This is a genomic window from Streptomyces sp. JLBJ103, assembly GCF_058215575.1.
In genome coordinates, this window is record NZ_CM177089.1 from 7600817 (window position 1) to 7616023 (window position 15207).

The window sequence follows — 15207 nt, forward strand, 5'->3', positions numbered from 1 at the left end:
GGCCTCCGAAGCGGTGAACTTCGCACGGAGGCCGCTGCTGTAGCGGCGGAGGAGCAGGCGCCGGGCGGCCGGGTGACCACACCCCTCCGGACTCCGCCACGCCCCATGTGCGTGCCGTGACACCGCGCCCCGTTACCCTCTACGGATTGATGGTGAGGAACAACGGTCGGGGCGGGACCGGAGGAGAGGAAACGCATGCATGTGGTGAGCGAGGACGAACTCCACGACGAGTTCTTCCCGTCCATACCACCTCCGGAGGGCGTCACCCGCTGGCAGGCGCCCACCGATCTGGAACAACATCTGTACAAGCTGAGCCGGAGGGACAACGCCTACGCCTATCTGCGCACCCTCGCCACCGAGGGGGTGTACTACCCGGTCCGCCTCGACCACGCCCGCGAGGCCGCCGAGGACGAGTATCCGATGCTGACCGTCGACACCTCCGACGGCCGAGTCGTGGCGCAGGTCTACACCGCCGGTGTGCTGCCCCGGCCGCATCCGTACCTCGTCTACGAGTACGCCACGCTCGGTGCCCTCGCCCATATCGTCCCTGAGCAGGTGGATGTTCTCGTGGTCAACGCGGCGACCCCGTGCGAACAGTACTTCCTCACCGACGACGAGGAACGGGACGTCTGGCTCGATCTGCACCACGAACTCTTCGAACCGGACGAGCTGATGGACCGGGTGATCACCCGGCGCACCCGGCTCCCCGACCCCGGTCCGCTGCTGCACGGCCTGGCCTGCGGTGCGCATCTGTGCTTCCGCAACGGCGACCCCTGGAACACCCCGCACTGGCACGGCATGGGCTACCAGGGCGAGAGGGAACGGATCTCCCGCGACTGGGGCGTGAACAGCCGGGAGGACTGGCTGGAGATGCAGAAAGAGCTTCTGGACCAGGAGGTGAGCCCCTGGTACTGGGACTTTGTGCTGGGCGCGCGTAACGCGCTGCTCCGCAGCGGCAACGGCTACCCCGACCAGTGGCGCGACTGCGTGGAGGCGACCCTGCGCGCTCGCGCCCGGGAGTCCCGCACCCCTACTGACCCCGACTTCGACGCGTTCGTGGGGCGGATGCGGGATCTGGTGGGCGAGATCCTGCGGTACGAGGCCCGCTTTCGCGCCGACGGCCTGCTGCCGCCCGACGGGGTCGTCCGCTCGGTCGCCGCCTGGGACATCGGCCGCGCGTCCAAGATGGCCCGCTGGGGTCTGGGCGCGCGCTACGCCACCGAGACCGAGATGCACACAGCGCTGGAAAGCGCGTCCAGAAGCGCCCAGGCGGTGTACGGCTCATGGGAGGAGTTCTCCGCCGGCTACATCCTCGGGCGGTGTCTCCACTTCGACGAGGAGCACTTCGGCCCCTGGTACACCACCGTCCTCGACGCGCACCGGGAGCTGACCACCGACCCCGACAGCCCCTGGCTGACGGTGCCGTTCACCACACCCTGATCTTCATCGTCCACTGCCTTCCGGGGGCCCGGAACGCGACCGACACTCCTTGCCGGACAGCACCGCGGCGCTCATGCGGCGATCCGCTCACGCACGGCGGCGGTCACCCGCTCCGCCCGCGCCACCAGGGTGGGGACCCACGCCGCCGCCGCGGTCAGCTCCCCGTAGACCATCTCGTCCTGTACCCCGCCGAGGTTGATCTCAATATTGACCCGGGCGGTGGTGGCCGCGGCCCGGGCGGCCTCCGCCGCGGCCGCCACATCGGTGATGACATTGCGGTTGCCGAACGGCAGCAGCTCCTCGGCCAGCTCGAGCACCACCTGCGCCACCCCGACCACCTCGGCCGGTGGCCGGCCCGCGTCGGCCAGCGCCCGCGCGATCGCCGTCGACCGCGCGGCCTTCGCCTCATCGGTGTCCTTCGGCAGCTGATACGCCTCGGCCACCGCCGTGAACGCCGTGGCGTCGGCCTCTGCCAGCCGCAGCGCCTCGTTTCGCAACCGGTCCGACTCGGCCGTGACCCGCTCGATGATCTCCTGGTGCTCGGCGTACTTCTCACCCGTGCTGTAGCGGGCCACCATCCCGACCAGCGCCGCGGCCTGCGCCGCGTGCAGCGCGGCGACCGCTCCGCCACCGGGCGCCGGTACCCGGGCGGCGAGTTGGGTCAGGAAGTCGCCGATCGTCTCATCACGCATGAATGCTTCGTCCTCCGTCGCGGATACAGATCACGGATACGAGTCACGGATACGAGTCGCGGATTCAGCTCATGGATCCAGGCGGATACCACCCGCCCCGGAATCCTCCCATGCGGGCGGGGGCCGCCCCCGGGAAGTGCACGGGGCGCGCCGCCCGACAGCCGCAGTGCTCATCCGGGAAATCCGGGCCGACCCCGGCGTACCGCCCGTCCCACCGGACGATCTGTTCACCCGCACTGGGCGAAGCGGGGTTGACCTGGTACAAAGGCCACTCGATCCGGCACCACCGCAAGACCGAGAAGAGGCACCCTCCATGACGATGTGTCGATTCTGCGATGACCCGTCATGCTCCGGCACCGCAGGGTGTGAAAGGCGGTCCCCATCCCCTGCCGACCCACCCGTCTTCCTGCCGTCGGCTCCGGCCATGCCCGATCCCGCCGCGGTGGCCGCGTTCGACCAGGAGCGCATACCACCCTCCGGCCCTCCGGGAGCGGGGTTCGGCAACGCACCGGATCCGCCCGGTCGCGTGTCCCGCGGGATCGGCCGGGGACGGATCGTGGCCGCGGTGCTGATCGGCGCCACCGTCACCGCCGCCTTCCTCGCCTATCCGGAGGAGGAGCCACGGGACACCTCCTCACCGACCCGTGCCGCGACGGAGATCCCCCGCCTGCCCCGGGACACCGCTCCCGCCACCGCCACCTCGCCCGCCGACCACCAGCCGTCGCGCTCGGCGAGCCCGTCGGCCACCCGTTCCAAGAAGGCGGAGCACAAGCGCGCCACGCCCACGGCGTCGAAGCCTCCCAAACCCAAGCCCAAGCCGCCCCACGCACCCGGCGCCGTCGGCTACGCCTATGTCGGGGTCGGATCGGGGCTCTGTGTTGATGTCCCGCACCAGGAGGGTACGCAGTTGCGGCTCGCGCCCTGTGCGGGATCGAGCGGTCAGCGGTTCACCTACACCGCCGCCGGGGAGCTGCGGGTGTACGGGGACGCGTGTGTGACGGGGACGGGTCCGGAGGGCGCGCAGGGGACACCGGTCGTCATCGCCTCGTGCGGAGGTGGCGACCGGCAGCGCTGGCAACTCGAAGGCGACGGCACCATCCGGCAGGACGGGATCTGTGTCGACGCGTTCAACGGCTACAACGACCCCGGGACCCCATTGCAGTTGTGGGGGTGCGCGGTCTCCACCAACCAGCAGTGGGCGCGGACGAAACCGTCCGCCTGATCGGCACGCGCCCTATTCGACCGCACCTACCGTGCGTTGAAGTACGTGGCCTCGGGGTGGTGGATGACGATGGCGTCCGTGGACTGCTCGGGGTGCAGCTGGAACTCCTCGGAGAGCTTCACGCCGATGCGCTCGGGCTGGAGGAGTTCGGTGATCTTGGCGCGGTCCTCCAGGTCGGGGCAGGCGCCGTAGCCGAGGGAGAAGCGGGCGCCGCGGTACTTCAGCGCGAACATGTCCTCGATCTCGCCGGGGTCCTCGCCGGCGAAGCCGAGTTCGGCGCGGACGCGGGCGTGCCAGTACTCGGCCAGCGCCTCGGCGAGCTGGACCGACAGGCCGTGGAGCTCGAGGTAGTCGCGGTAGGCGTCGGACTCGAAGAGTTCGGCGGTGGCTTCGCCGATTTTGGAGCCGATGGTGACGACCTGGAGGCCGACGACATCGGTCTCGCCGGATTCCTCGGGGCGGAAGAAGTCGGCCAGGCAGAGCCGCCGTCCGCGGCGCTGGCGGGGGAAGGTGAAGCGGGTGCGTTCACTGCCGTCCTCGTTTAGCAGCACCAGGTCGTCGCCTTTGGAGACACACGGGAAGTAGCCGTAGACGACGGCCGCCTCCAGCAGGTTCTCGGTGTGCAGCTTGTCCAGCAGACCGCGCAGCCGCGGACGGCCCTCGGTCGCCACCAGCTCCTCGTAGCCGGGCCCGTCGCCGGTACGGGCCTGCTTCAGCCCCCACTGGCCCTTGAACAGCGCGCCCTCGTCCAGCCAGCTCGCGTACTCCTTGAGCTGGATGCCCTTGATGACCCGGGTGCCCCAGAAGGGCGGTTCCGGCACGGGATTGTCGGTGGCGGTGTCGGAGCGGACATGGCCCTCCTCGGGCCGCTGCTCCTGAGCCTCCACCGTGGCCGCCCGTACCCGGCGCTGCTTGAGCTCGGGCAGCTTGGCACCCGGCACACCGCGCTTGACACCGATCAGGGCGTCCATCAGCCGCAGGCCCTCGAAGGCGTCGCGGGCGTAGCGCACCTCGCCCTCGTAGAGCTCGTGCAGGTCCTGTTCGACATAGGCCCGGGTGAGGGCGGCGCCGCCGAGGATGACCGGGTAGTCGGCGGCCAGCTTGCGCTGGTTGAGCTCCTCCAGGTTCTCCTTCATGATCACCGTGGACTTCACCAGCAGCCCGGACATGCCGATGACATCCGCGCGGTGCTCCTCGGCGGCCTCCAGGATCGCGGAAACGGGCTGCTTGATACCGAGGTTGACCACGTTGTAGCCGTTGTTGGACAGGATGATGTCCACCAGGTTCTTGCCGATGTCATGGACGTCGCCGCGGACAGTGGCGAGCACGATGGTGCCCTTCCCCGCCCCTTCTTCGCCGTCCGCGGTTTTCTCCATATGCGGCTCCAGATGAGCCACCGCCGTCTTCATGACCTCGGCGGACTGGAGCACGAACGGCAGCTGCATCTGGCCGGAGCCGAACAGCTCACCGACCACCTTCATACCGTCCAGCAGCGTCTCGTTGACGATGTCCAGGGCCTTACGGGTCTGGAGGGCCTCGTCCAGATCGGCTTCCAGACCGTTGCGCTCACCGTCGATGATGCGCTGCTTGAGGCGTTCGTCGAGCGGGAGAGCGGCCAGTTCCTCCGCCTTGTCGGCCTTCAACGAGGTGGCGGTGGCACCCTCGAACAGCTCCATCAGCTTCTGGAGCGGGTCATAGCCCTCGGCGCGGCGGTCGTGGATCAGATCGAGGGCCGTGGTGACCTGCTCCTCGTCGAAGCGGGCGATCGGCAGGATCTTCGAGGCGTGGACGATGGCGGAGTCCAGGCCCGCCTTCACACACTCGTCCAGGAAGACGGAGTTGAGCACGATCCGGGCGGCCGGGTTGAGGCCGAAGGAGATGTTCGACAGCCCCAGGGTGGTCTGGACGTCGGGGTGGCGGCGCTTGAGTTCGCGGATGGCCTCGATGGTGGCCACGCCGTCCTTGCGGGACTCCTCCTGGCCGGTGCAGATGGTGAAGGTGAGGCAGTCGATGAGGATGTCGGACTCATGGATGCCCCAGTTGCCCGTCAGATCGGCGATGATCCGCTCGGCGATCTCGACCTTCTTCTCGACGGTACGGGCCTGGCCCTCCTCGTCGATGGTCAGCGCGATGAGCGCGGCGCCGTGCTCCTGGGCGAGCCGGGTCACCCTGGCGAAGCGGGAGTCCGGTCCGTCGCCGTCCTCATAGTTGACCGAGTTGATGACCGCACGGCCGCCCAGCTTCTCCAGACCGGCCTGGATCACATCGACCTCGGTGGAGTCCAGCACGATCGGCAGGGTGGAGGCGGTGGCGAAACGCCCCGCCACTTCCGCCATGTCGGCCACCCCGTCCCGGCCCACGTAGTCCACGCACAGGTCGAGCATGTGCGCGCCCTCACGGATCTGATCGCGGGCCATCTCCACGCAGTCGTCCCAGCGGCCCTCGAGCATGGCCTCGCGGAACTTCTTGGACCCGTTGGCGTTGGTCCGCTCACCGATGGCCAGATACGAGGTGTCCTGGCGGAACGGAACGGTCTGGTAGAGCGAGGCGGCACCCGGCTCGGGCCGCGGTTCGCGCTCGCCGGGGACCAGACCGCGGACACGCTCCACGACCTGGCGCAGATGCTCCGGTGTGGTGCCGCAGCAGCCGCCCACCAGGGACAGGCCGTAGTCGCGGACGAACATCTCCTGGGCGTCGGCGAGTTCACCCGGGGTGAGCGGATAGCGGGCGCCGTCCTTGGTGAGGATCGGCAGTCCGGCGTTCGGCATACAGGACAGCGGCACACGGGAGGTGCGGGCGAGATAGCGCAGATGCTCGCTCATCTCGGCCGGGCCGGTGGCGCAGTTGAGCCCGATCATGTCGATGCCCAGCGGCTCCAGGGCGGTCAGCGCGGCGCCGATCTCCGAGCCGAGCAGCATCGTGCCGGTGGTTTCCACGGTGACCGAGCAGATCAGCGGGACATCGGCTCCGAGCTTGTCCATCGCCCGGCGGGCGCCGAGTACGGCGGACCGCGCCTGCAACAGGTCCTGGGAGGTCTCCACCAGCAGCGCGTCCGTGCCCCCGCCGATCAGCCCCTCGGCGCTCGCCTGGTAGGCGTCACGCAGCGTGGTGTACGGCAGATGGCCCAGCGTCGGCAGCTTGGTGCCGGGGCCCATCGAGCCCAGTACCCAGCGCTGCTGCCCGCTCTCCTCGGAGGAGCGGTCGGCGGCGTCGCGGGCGATACGGGCGCTGGCCTCGGACAGCTCGAAGACACGGTCGGCGATGTCGTACTCGGCGAGTGCGGAGTAATTGCCGCCGAAGGTGTTGGTCTTGATGCAGTCGACTCCCGCGTCCAGATAGGCGACGTGGACGGAGCCGACGAGGTCGGGGCGGTTGACGCTGAGGACCTCGTTGCAGCCCTCCAGCCCGGTGAAATCCTCCATCGTGGGTTCCAGCGACTGGAGCATCGTGCCCGTGGCACCGTCGGCCACCACCACACGGCTCGCCAGCGCGTCGCGCAGGGCCTGCACTCGGGCGGAACGGGACGGACCGGAGACACCGGTGAGGACAGGGCTCGAGACCATGAGGCTCTCCTGCGGTTGCGACGGCTGTCGGCTTGGCTGCTGCCGGGAAGACCGGCAGACATGACACAACCGTACTCGCAGTCACCGTTCCGGGACTCCTGAACCGAGAATCCACCGGTGACACCAGACACGTTCGGACGAGTGGAGTTGCGTGTCCCGGGATGGCCGGTTACGCGGACTGCCCGGCGTGGGTTGGGCGGACGAGCGGCACCCCGAAGCCGATGTACGGCACGGTGGTCAGCTCATCGGCGTGTACGTCCCGCTCTTGAAGACCCGCGAACCGAGACCATCACCCATTGGGGTGGTCAGCTCGCCCTCGCGCCATTCGAAACCCATATGACCGTTCATGAGCCGGAGTCCTCCCGAGGCGTACGGCCCGCCCATGGTGTTGGCGGTGCCTGGTAGCAGGGGAGAGCCGGTCCCGGCGGGATCATTACGCGGGTTCGGCACCCGATGGTGTATGACGCCCGTCACATGCGGCGTGGGTGTCTACACCGGGCAGTTCACGCGGGCGGACGATGCCTCGACCAGATCGCGGAGTTGGGAGCGGGCGGTCACACCCAGCTTGGGGAAGCTGCGGTAGAGGTGTGAGCCGACGGTGCGCGGCGAGAGAAAGAGCCGTTCGCCGATCTCACGGTTGCTCAGCCCCTGCGCGGCCAGCCGGATGATGTGCTGCTGCTGCGGGCTCAGGGAGGTCAGCGCGTCCGGGGTGGTGGGCGCGGAGTCGACCCCGGCGGCCCGGAGTTCGGCGTGGGCGCGGTCGATCCAGGGGCGGGCGCCGAGGCGGCGGAAGGTCTCCAGCGCGGTGTTCAGCGCGGTCCGGGCCTCGGTGATGCGATGGCGGCGGCGCAGCCATTCGGCGTGGTCCAGCAGGATCTGCGCGCGTTCGAAGGGCCATTGGCCGCCCGCGGGATCGGCGAGCGCGGCGTCGAAGTGCGGCTCGGCCCGCGACGGTTCGAGCAGGGCACGGGCGCGGTGGAGGAGGATCCGCATCCGCGGCGACGCGTCGCCGGCGAGCCGTTCGGCGGTGCGTTCCACGATGCCGGTGGCCTCGGCGCCGTGGCCGGTACGTACGGCCGCGGCGGCGAGTTCGGCGAGCCCGGGGAGGGAGCACGCATAGTGGACGGGGTCGCCGTCGGCCGTGAACAGCAGCCGGAAGTGTTCGTACGCGCTCGCCTGGTCGCCGGAGGCCACCGCGGCCATGCCCAGCGCCCAGCGGGCGCGGACGGCGACCGCGCGGCTGCGGTGCGGATCGACGAGCGTAAGCGCGCCCTCGGCGGCGTCGCGGGCCTCGGCGGAGTGTCCGGTGAGTGCCAGGGCGGCGGCGTCCAGCGACCGTACCGCGGCGTTGAGATGCGGAAGTCCGGCCCCGGCGGAGGCCGTGTTCGCGGCGGCGAGCCGGGCCTGCGCCCAGCGTCCGTGGTCCAGATACGCCCATCCCGCCGAACAGCCAAGACCGGTGGGCAGGTCGCCGCGCAGACGCCAGCGGTGCAGCGCGTCGTCGAAGATCTGTACCGCGAGCGCGGTCTCGTCGAGCAGCCAGGCCATGGCGCCCAGCGAGGTGAGCAGGGCGGGGTCGTCGCCCGCCCGCTCCACCAGCGCCGGGATCGCCGCCACCCGCTCCGATCTGCGCTCGGTGGGATCGATCACGGTGAGGGTCCAGGGATCGTCCTGCACCTGTGCCCGTACGGCGAGCCGGTGTTCCTCGTCGCCCGAGTAGAAACCGGCCACGGACGCCGTGGCGATCGCGATCCGGCGCAGACCCGGGGCTTCCGCCGCTCGTAGCAGCGAGGACAGCGCGGTGGTGTGCTCGGCGGTCAGCGTCAGCACCTGTCCGACCCGCAGCGACGCCTCCGCCGCGAGGGCCGGGTCGTCGGTCAGTGCCGCGGCCCGCGCGGCGAGTTGACGCACCCAGCGGGGCTGTCCGGTGGAGGCTGCCGCACCGGCGGCGCCCACCAGGCGGCGGGCGCGGTCGTGGTCGTCGGGGCTCAGCTCCGCGGCGCGTTCCAGTGTGGTGGCGGCCGCGGTGTAGCCGCCGCGCTCACGGGCCCTGACCGCGGACTCCTCCAGCGCCGCGGCGATCTCCTCGTCCGGCCCCTCCGCCGCGGCGGCCAGATGCCAGGCGCGGCGGTCGGGTTCGGCGGTGAGCGAGGCGGCGAGGTGGCGGTGTGCCTGCCGCCTGGCGGCCAGCGGTACGGAGTGGTAGATGGCGGACCTGATGAGCGGATGCCGGAAGCGGGCACGTTGGCCGGTGCCCCCGCCGGTGATCCTCAGCAGCCCGGCGGCCTCGGCCGGGGCCAGCTCCTCGATCCGGCCCGCCAGCGCCCGGTCGTCCGCCGCCACCAGGAGCAGCGCCTGTCGGGTGGCCTCGGGCAGGGCGTCGAGATCGCCGGCGAAAACCCGCATCAGCCGGTCGGTGGGTGGCAGCAGCTCCTCGTCGGCGGTGTCCGTGCCACAGGCGCCGTGAGCACGGGCCAGTTCGACCAGGGCCAGGGGATTTCCGGCGGCTTGGTCGAGGATGCGCAACCGGCGGCTGCCGGTGGGCGGATGCGGCTGCCGGTCCAGCAGGAGTCCCGCGGCGGTGGCGTCCAGCGGCCCCAGCGCAAGCGTGGGAAAGCCGGAGAGCGGTGCGGTGGTCCCGGCTCCGCCTGGTGTGCCGTCGCCCGTGAGATCCCTGGTCCCGGCGAGCACGGCGAGGGGCTCGTCGTGGATGCGGCGGGCGGCGAAGGCGAGCGTTTCCAGTGAGCCGGTGTCGATCCACTGCACATCGTCGACGACCACGAGAAGGGGTGAACGGTGGGCGAGGTCGGAGAGCAGGGCGAGGAGCGCGACGCCGAGCAGCAGCCGGTCGGGTGGACGGGGCGCGGCCGGTTCGCCGGGGCCGGGGCTGGTGTCCCCGGGACCTCCATCCCCCAGACCCACCGCACCCAGCAGCGCCGACCGCTGCCGCTCGGGCAGCCGGGCCGTCTCGTCCAGGACCGGCCGCAGCAGTTGGTGCAGCCCCGCGAACGGCAGATCCGCCTCGCTCTCGCTGCCGGTCATCCGCAGCACCCGGCCACCGTGCCGGTCCGCCGCCAGCCCGAGCAGCGTGCTCTTGCCCGTGCCCGGTTCTCCCGTCACGATGAGCACACCGCCGGTCAGCCCGAGCACGGCCGCGCTCTCGCTCTCCCGCCCGACCATGGTCACCGTCCGACTGTATCCCGCACCGCGACCCGCGAGGTCCGACTGCATGCGGCAGGTGCAGTCAGGTGACCGATACCGCCGCGGTCGATCGCCCCGCATGCTGAGGACATGGACACCATCACGCTGGGAAACGCGGAGATCACTCGTGTCGTCGAGCTGCCCACGAAGGGCCTGGCGCGCGATTTTGTCTTCCCCGACGTCCCCATGGACCGCTGGCGCGAGAACGAGGACTGGCTGGTCCCCGAATTCTTCGACCCGGCCGCCGACGCGATCCGCACCATGATCCAGACCTGGCTGATCCGCACCGAGGGCCGGACCATCCTGATCGACACCGGTATCGGCAACGGCAGGGAGCGCCCCGCCATGCCGGTCTTCCACCACCTGAACACCGACTACCTCGGCAATCTGGCCGCGGCAGGGGTCCGCCCCGAGGACGTCGACACCGTGATCTGCACCCATGTGCACGGCGACCACGTCGGCTGGAACACCCACCAGGTGGACGGTGAGTGGCGGCCCACCTTCCCCAACGCCGAATATGTGATCTCGCGCGCCGACTTCGACTACTGGAACCCGGCGAACGGACACCGGACCCGCTCCGGCCCCCGGATGGCGAATGTCTTCGAGGACAGCGTCGCCCCCGTGCACCAGGCCGGACAGACCGTGCTGTGGGAGGGTGACCACCACGACATCGGCGCCGAGCTGCGGATCGAGCCCGCCCCCGGCCACACCCCCGGCTCCTCCGTCGTATGGCTGCGGTCCGGTACGGACCGGGCGGTGTTCGCGGGCGATCTGCTGCACAGCCCCTTGCAGATCGTGGAGCCGGACTGCTCCCCCTGCTTCGACGAGGACGAGACGGGTGCACGGGCCGCCCGGCGCCGGGTGCTCGAGGAGACCGCCGACACGGGCGCCCTGCTGTTCCCCGCGCACTTCCCCGGCCCGAGCGCGGCCGAAGTGCGGCGTGACGGCTCGCGGTTCGCGGTGACGGAGTGGGCGACATGGCGGTGACGGTGTTCCGCAACATTCCGTACGCGGCCGCCCCGACCGGCGCCGGCCGGTTCGCGGCCCCGATCCCCGTGGACGGCGTACCCGGCGCCGACGGTCCGGGGCCGACCGCCCCGGCCCCCGCGCGGCGGTTCGCACTCGATCTGAGCCCTGTCATAGGACCGGGCTGGGTGCGCGGCGAGAACTATCTGACCCTCAATGTCTGGACACCGCGGACCGACGGCAGCGCACCGGTGATGGTGTTCGTGCACGGCGGCGGTTTTGTCTCCGGCACCGGTCAGGCACCGCTGTACGACGGGACGTCCTTCGCCCGCGACGGTGTCGTGTTGGTGACCCTCAACTACCGCCTCGGCGCCCCGGGTTGGCTCGATCTGCCGGGTGCGCCGCGCAACCGGGGGCTACTGGATGTGATCGCGGCGCTGCGCTGGGTGCGTGAGCGCATCGCGGGGTTCGGCGGGGATCCGGACCGTGTCACGGTGTTCGGGCAGTCGGCGGGCGCGATGCTCGTCAGCGCGCTGCTGGTGACACCGGAGGCCACCGGGCTGTTCCACCGAGCGATCAGCCAGAGCGGTGGTCTGCACACCCTGACCGGCGAGGAGGCGGCGGGGACTACCCAGGCCCTGGCCGACCGGCTGGGCGTTCCGCCGACGGCCGAGGCGTTCGCGGCCGTCCCCGATGAACGTCTGGTGTCCGCGCTCGCCGCGGTGCCGGGGCGGGGGACGCGGCTGTCCCCGCTGGGTGTGGTGCTGGACGACATCGGCCCGGCGCTTCCGGCGGATGTGCTGGTGGGCACCAACACCGAGGAGTCCCGGCTCTACCAGCGGCCGGACCACGCCGCGGCCATCGACGCGATGTTCCACGCCGCGCGGGAGCGGTTGGTGTCCCGGTACGAAGGGGCGTTCGGCTACGACTTCGACTGGCGCGGCGGCCCGCTCGGCGCCTGCCACTGCGCGGAACTCCCCTTCGTCTTCGACAACACGGCCCTCCCTGCCCTCCGCACCGCAACCGGCCTCCTCGGGCCGGATGTCCCGGCCACGCTCGCGGCGGAGGTGCACAGCGCGTGGGTGCGGTTCGCGGCGACAGGGGATCCCGGCTGGTCGGGTACGCACACCTTCCGCTGAGCGGTGCGTCCCCTTGCGCGGAGGTGCGCGGAGGTGCGCGGAGGTGGGCGATGGCCGGATCGCCGCCGCCGACCCGCGTGCCCGGGAGGGTGGCGGGTGGCCGGCGGGGGCCGGTGCTACGCTCCTTCTATACGCCACCGTATAGATGGAGGTTCGCTCATGAGGCTCCCGAGCTCCGCACACACCTCCCGCCCCTGGCGGATCCATGAGCTCGCCCCCGACTTCCGGGTCGAGGACGTGTGGGCCCTGCCCACGCCGGGCGGTCGGGACGACTTCCCGCGGCTGGTGGACGCGGCTCTCCCCGAGGGGGAGGTGGGCAGCTTCTCGCCCGTGGTCCGCATGCTGTTCTCGGTCCGGTGGAAGCTCGGGAAGCTGTTCGGCTGGGACAAGCGGGACGCCGGTATCGGGTCTCGGTTGTCGACACTGCGCGACCGCCTGCCGCAGGACCTGCTCGACGCGCCCCCGCGCCGGGCGGCCCCCTCGGGGCCCTTCACCCCGCTGTACGAACTCGAGGACGAGTGGGCAGCAGAGCTCGGCAACCGGACCGTGCACGCCGTGATGCACATGAGCTGGGTTCCGGTCGAAGACAGTGGTGGTCACGGAGACGGCGAGTCCCGCGAAGGGGTCCGCTACCGCGGTCAGATGGCCGTGCTGGTGAAGCCGAACGGCGCGTTCGGCGCCGCCTACATGGCCGCGATCATGCCGTTCCGGTATCTGGTCGTGTACCCCGCCCTCATGCGGCGGTACGCCGAGCGGTGGCGGGCGTCGGCCGGTGGTGCCCCGGAGCGGGTCAGGACCTGATCAGCTTGGCCGCGAGTTCGTAGACCTCTTCGCGGGTGCGGCCGCGGTGGTCGGCGGCCAGGAAGTGGTTGCCGACCACGAGCGAGAAGGAGAGCATGCAGCGCGCCTCGATCTCGTCCTCGTCGCTGTAGCGCTCGCGGAACAGTGAGCGCAGATAGTCCATACGCCGGTTGTCCACGCGCCGCAGCCGGTCCGCGACGGCCCGGTCCCGCCGGGCCCAGTCGCGGACCGCGAGGTCGATCGCCAGCAGCCGGTCGTCGGAGGCCAGCGAGCCCGCCGTCCGCATCCTGGCCTCGGTGTCGCCGCCCTCGTGCTCGACCCGTGCGAGCAGATCGTCGACGCTTTCGCGCTCCCAGGTGTCGAGCATTTCCTCCAGCAGGGCGTTCCGGTCGGCGAAGTACCCGTAGAAACCGCCCTTGGTGACGCCGAGGGATTTCGCCAGGGCCTCGATGCGGACGGCGTCCGGACCGCCGTCGGCGAGCGCCCGCAGTCCGGTCTCGATCCATTTCCCGCGAGGCGTTCGGATTTCGGCACCCATGGCTGTTCCTGCTCCTGTCCGTGGTGTGGCTCGAAGCGGGCGTGCCCCGCCGGGCGCCGCCGCGGGCTGTACGGTAGCGTATATATCGCGTCGGCGGAGGTCGCGGACCGCCGCCGATGGCCCCGGCCACGACTTCGTCCGCACCCGTGTTTCCTCAGGCCGGCACCGAAGCACCCGCACGGCTTCCGGCGCTGTGCCGCGCGGGCGGTGCGATACGGCCGCGCAGGGCCAGCACGGTCAGCAGGGCCAGCGCCGTACCGGCCAGCGGCACCGTGAAGGCGGCGCTCGCGCCGAAGCCGTCCGCCAGCTGCCCGGCCACCGTCACCGCCGTGGCCTGCCCCAGCGCCACCGCACCGGTCAGCCAGGTGAACGCCTCCGTACGGGACGTGGCCGCGACCAGCGACTCGACCAGGGTGTATCCGGTGATCAGCGCCGGTGCGATGCACAGGCCGACCAGCAGCCCGAGCCCGCCCAGCAGCAGTGGTGCGTGCACCGGCCACAGGGCCGAGCAGGTCAGCGCCAGCGCGGCGTACGAGACCAGCAGCCGCCGCTGCGGTGAGGTGCGCCACGCGATGGCCCCGCAGGCCACGCCCGCGAGCATGTTGCCCGCGGCGAAGATCCCGTACAGCACACCGTTCAGCCCCGGTTGACCGAGCTCCTGGGTGAAGGCCGTCAGGGCCACCTGCATACCGCCGAAAACCGAGCCGATGCCCAGGAACGCCACGGCCAGGACCCGTACACCCGGCACCGAGAGGGCCGAGGCGCGCTGCTCGCGGGTGCCCGGCGCGGCCGGGTTCACCGACGGTGCGGTACGGCGCTGGGCCGCGAAGAGCAGCCCGCCCGCCAGGGTCAGCACGGCCTCCGCGATCAGCCCGGAGGCCGGGTGCACCCCGGTGCTCAGGGCGGTCGCCAGCACGGGGCCGATGACAAACGTCAGCTCGTCCGTCACCGACTCGAACGCCGCGGCGGTGGCCAGTAGCGGACTGCGCCGCCCGCCCGGACCGGACCCGTCCCCGAGTGAGGCGGCCCAGCGGGCCCGCACCATGGGGCCGACCTGCGGAACGGAGGCGCCCGTCGGCACCGCGGCGGCGACCAGGGCCCACAGCGGGGCGTGCCCCAGCGCGAGCGCCGTCAGCAGCGCTGCCGACGCGGCGTGGATCAGCACCCCCGGCACCAGGACCGCACGCTGTCCGTACCGGTCGGCCAGCTTGCCGCTCTGCGGTGCGAAGAGCGCCATGGAGACCCCGGTGACCGCCGCCACCGCACCGGCCAGACCGTACGAACCGGTGGTGTGGCGCAGCAGGAGCACGATGCTGATCGTGAGCATCGCGAACGGCTGCCGGGCCGCGAAGCCGGGCAGCAGGAATGTCCATGCGCCGGGTGTGCGCAGCAGCTGCCCGTAGCCGGGGCGCCTGGCGGGATCGGGGCGCTCGGCGGGCCCGGGGTCCCGGACAGGAGGGGTGGTGGAGACCGCGGTTGCCACGGCCATGCCCTTTCTGCCGCCTGGTAGCGCACCCGTGTGTCATCGCGGAGTGCGCCGAGAGCTGTCCTCTCGCGCAGGACCGGGGTAGATACCGGGTCCGCGCCGAAAGGGGGCAGAAGGACCGCGGCCGCCGAGCGGTCGCGCCAGCTCTGCGTCAGGCAG

Annotated in this window: 10 protein-coding genes; 5 read left to right on the forward strand and 5 right to left on the reverse strand. The window is 71.3% G+C overall.

The features are described 5' to 3' along the window. Positions 1 to 195 precede the first annotated feature (195 nt). On the forward strand, positions 196 to 1440 hold the full coding sequence (locus AC4BEG_RS32635) for a DUF1266 domain-containing protein (RefSeq protein WP_490703263.1): 1245 nt from the start codon (positions 196 to 198) through the stop codon (positions 1438 to 1440). 71 nt (positions 1441 to 1511) lie between these two features. On the opposite strand, the gene AC4BEG_RS32640 is transcribed toward AC4BEG_RS32635, so the two are convergent. Continuing rightward, entirely contained in the window at positions 1512 to 2132 is a 621-nt protein-coding gene (locus AC4BEG_RS32640) for a cyclodeaminase/cyclohydrolase family protein (protein WP_490703264.1), read from the reverse strand. A gap of 424 nt (positions 2133 to 2556) precedes the next feature. On the opposite strand from AC4BEG_RS32640, the gene AC4BEG_RS32645 reads away from it, so the two are divergent. Continuing rightward, positions 2557 to 3354 (forward strand): RICIN domain-containing protein, encoded by a 798-nt coding sequence (locus AC4BEG_RS32645; RefSeq protein WP_490703265.1) that lies wholly within the window; start codon positions 2557 to 2559, stop codon positions 3352 to 3354. A 26-nt stretch (positions 3355 to 3380) separates the two neighbouring features. On the opposite strand, the gene metH is transcribed toward AC4BEG_RS32645, so the two are convergent. Continuing rightward, positions 3381 to 6917, reverse strand: a complete 3537-nt coding sequence (gene metH / locus AC4BEG_RS32650; protein WP_490703266.1) for a methionine synthase — start codon at positions 6915 to 6917, stop codon at positions 3381 to 3383. 489 nt (positions 6918 to 7406) lie between these two features. After that, positions 7407 to 10097, reverse strand: coding sequence for a helix-turn-helix transcriptional regulator (locus AC4BEG_RS32655; protein WP_490707281.1), 2691 nt, complete (start codon positions 10095 to 10097; stop codon positions 7407 to 7409). A gap of 111 nt (positions 10098 to 10208) precedes the next feature. Here AC4BEG_RS32655 and AC4BEG_RS32660 point away from each other — a divergent pair, with 111 nt between their 5' ends. The 3 genes from AC4BEG_RS32660 (at position 10209) to AC4BEG_RS32670 (ending at position 13024) form a co-directional block, all read left to right on the forward strand. Next, on the forward strand, positions 10209 to 11105 hold the full coding sequence (locus AC4BEG_RS32660; protein WP_490703267.1) for an MBL fold metallo-hydrolase: 897 nt from the start codon (positions 10209 to 10211) through the stop codon (positions 11103 to 11105). Next, entirely contained in the window at positions 11096 to 12223 is a 1128-nt protein-coding gene (locus tag AC4BEG_RS32665) for a carboxylesterase/lipase family protein (protein WP_490703268.1), read from the forward strand. The genes AC4BEG_RS32660 and AC4BEG_RS32665 overlap by 10 nt, the downstream gene beginning before the upstream one ends. Before the next feature lie 159 nt (positions 12224 to 12382). Then, a complete protein-coding gene (locus tag AC4BEG_RS32670) occupies positions 12383 to 13024 on the forward strand; it encodes a DUF2867 domain-containing protein (RefSeq protein ID WP_490703269.1) in 642 nt (213 codons plus the stop codon). Here AC4BEG_RS32670 and AC4BEG_RS32675 read toward each other — a convergent pair. Then, complete coding sequence (locus AC4BEG_RS32675) at positions 13014 to 13562, reverse strand: TetR/AcrR family transcriptional regulator (protein ID WP_490703270.1); 549 nt, start codon at positions 13560 to 13562, stop codon at positions 13014 to 13016. The two genes, AC4BEG_RS32670 and AC4BEG_RS32675, sit on opposite strands and share 11 nt — an antisense overlap. 154 nt (positions 13563 to 13716) lie before the next feature. Then, positions 13717 to 15045: an MFS transporter gene (locus tag AC4BEG_RS32680; protein ID WP_490707282.1), complete on the reverse strand. Its 1329-nt coding sequence runs from the start codon at positions 15043 to 15045 to the stop codon at positions 13717 to 13719. Positions 15046 to 15207 lie beyond the last annotated feature (162 nt).

Excerpts from the sequence above, each read along its gene's own strand:
- AC4BEG_RS32635 (WP_490703263.1), top strand. The coding sequence starts at position 196 with ATGCATGTGGTGAGCGAGGACGAACTCCACGACGAGTTCTTCCCGTCC.
- AC4BEG_RS32640 (WP_490703264.1), bottom strand. The coding sequence starts at position 2,132 with ATGCGTGATGAGACGATCGGCGACTTCCTGACCCAACTCGCCGCCCGG.
- AC4BEG_RS32645 (WP_490703265.1), top strand. The coding sequence starts at position 2,557 with ATGCCCGATCCCGCCGCGGTGGCCGCGTTCGACCAGGAGCGCATACCA.
- metH (WP_490703266.1), bottom strand. The coding sequence starts at position 6,917 with ATGGTCTCGAGCCCTGTCCTCACCGGTGTCTCCGGTCCGTCCCGTTCC.
- AC4BEG_RS32655 (WP_490707281.1), bottom strand. The coding sequence starts at position 10,097 with ATGGTCGGGCGGGAGAGCGAGAGCGCGGCCGTGCTCGGGCTGACCGGC.
- AC4BEG_RS32660 (WP_490703267.1), top strand. The coding sequence starts at position 10,209 with ATGGACACCATCACGCTGGGAAACGCGGAGATCACTCGTGTCGTCGAG.
- AC4BEG_RS32665 (WP_490703268.1), top strand. The coding sequence starts at position 11,096 with ATGGCGGTGACGGTGTTCCGCAACATTCCGTACGCGGCCGCCCCGACC.
- AC4BEG_RS32670 (WP_490703269.1), top strand. The coding sequence starts at position 12,383 with ATGAGGCTCCCGAGCTCCGCACACACCTCCCGCCCCTGGCGGATCCAT.
- AC4BEG_RS32675 (WP_490703270.1), bottom strand. The coding sequence starts at position 13,562 with ATGGGTGCCGAAATCCGAACGCCTCGCGGGAAATGGATCGAGACCGGA.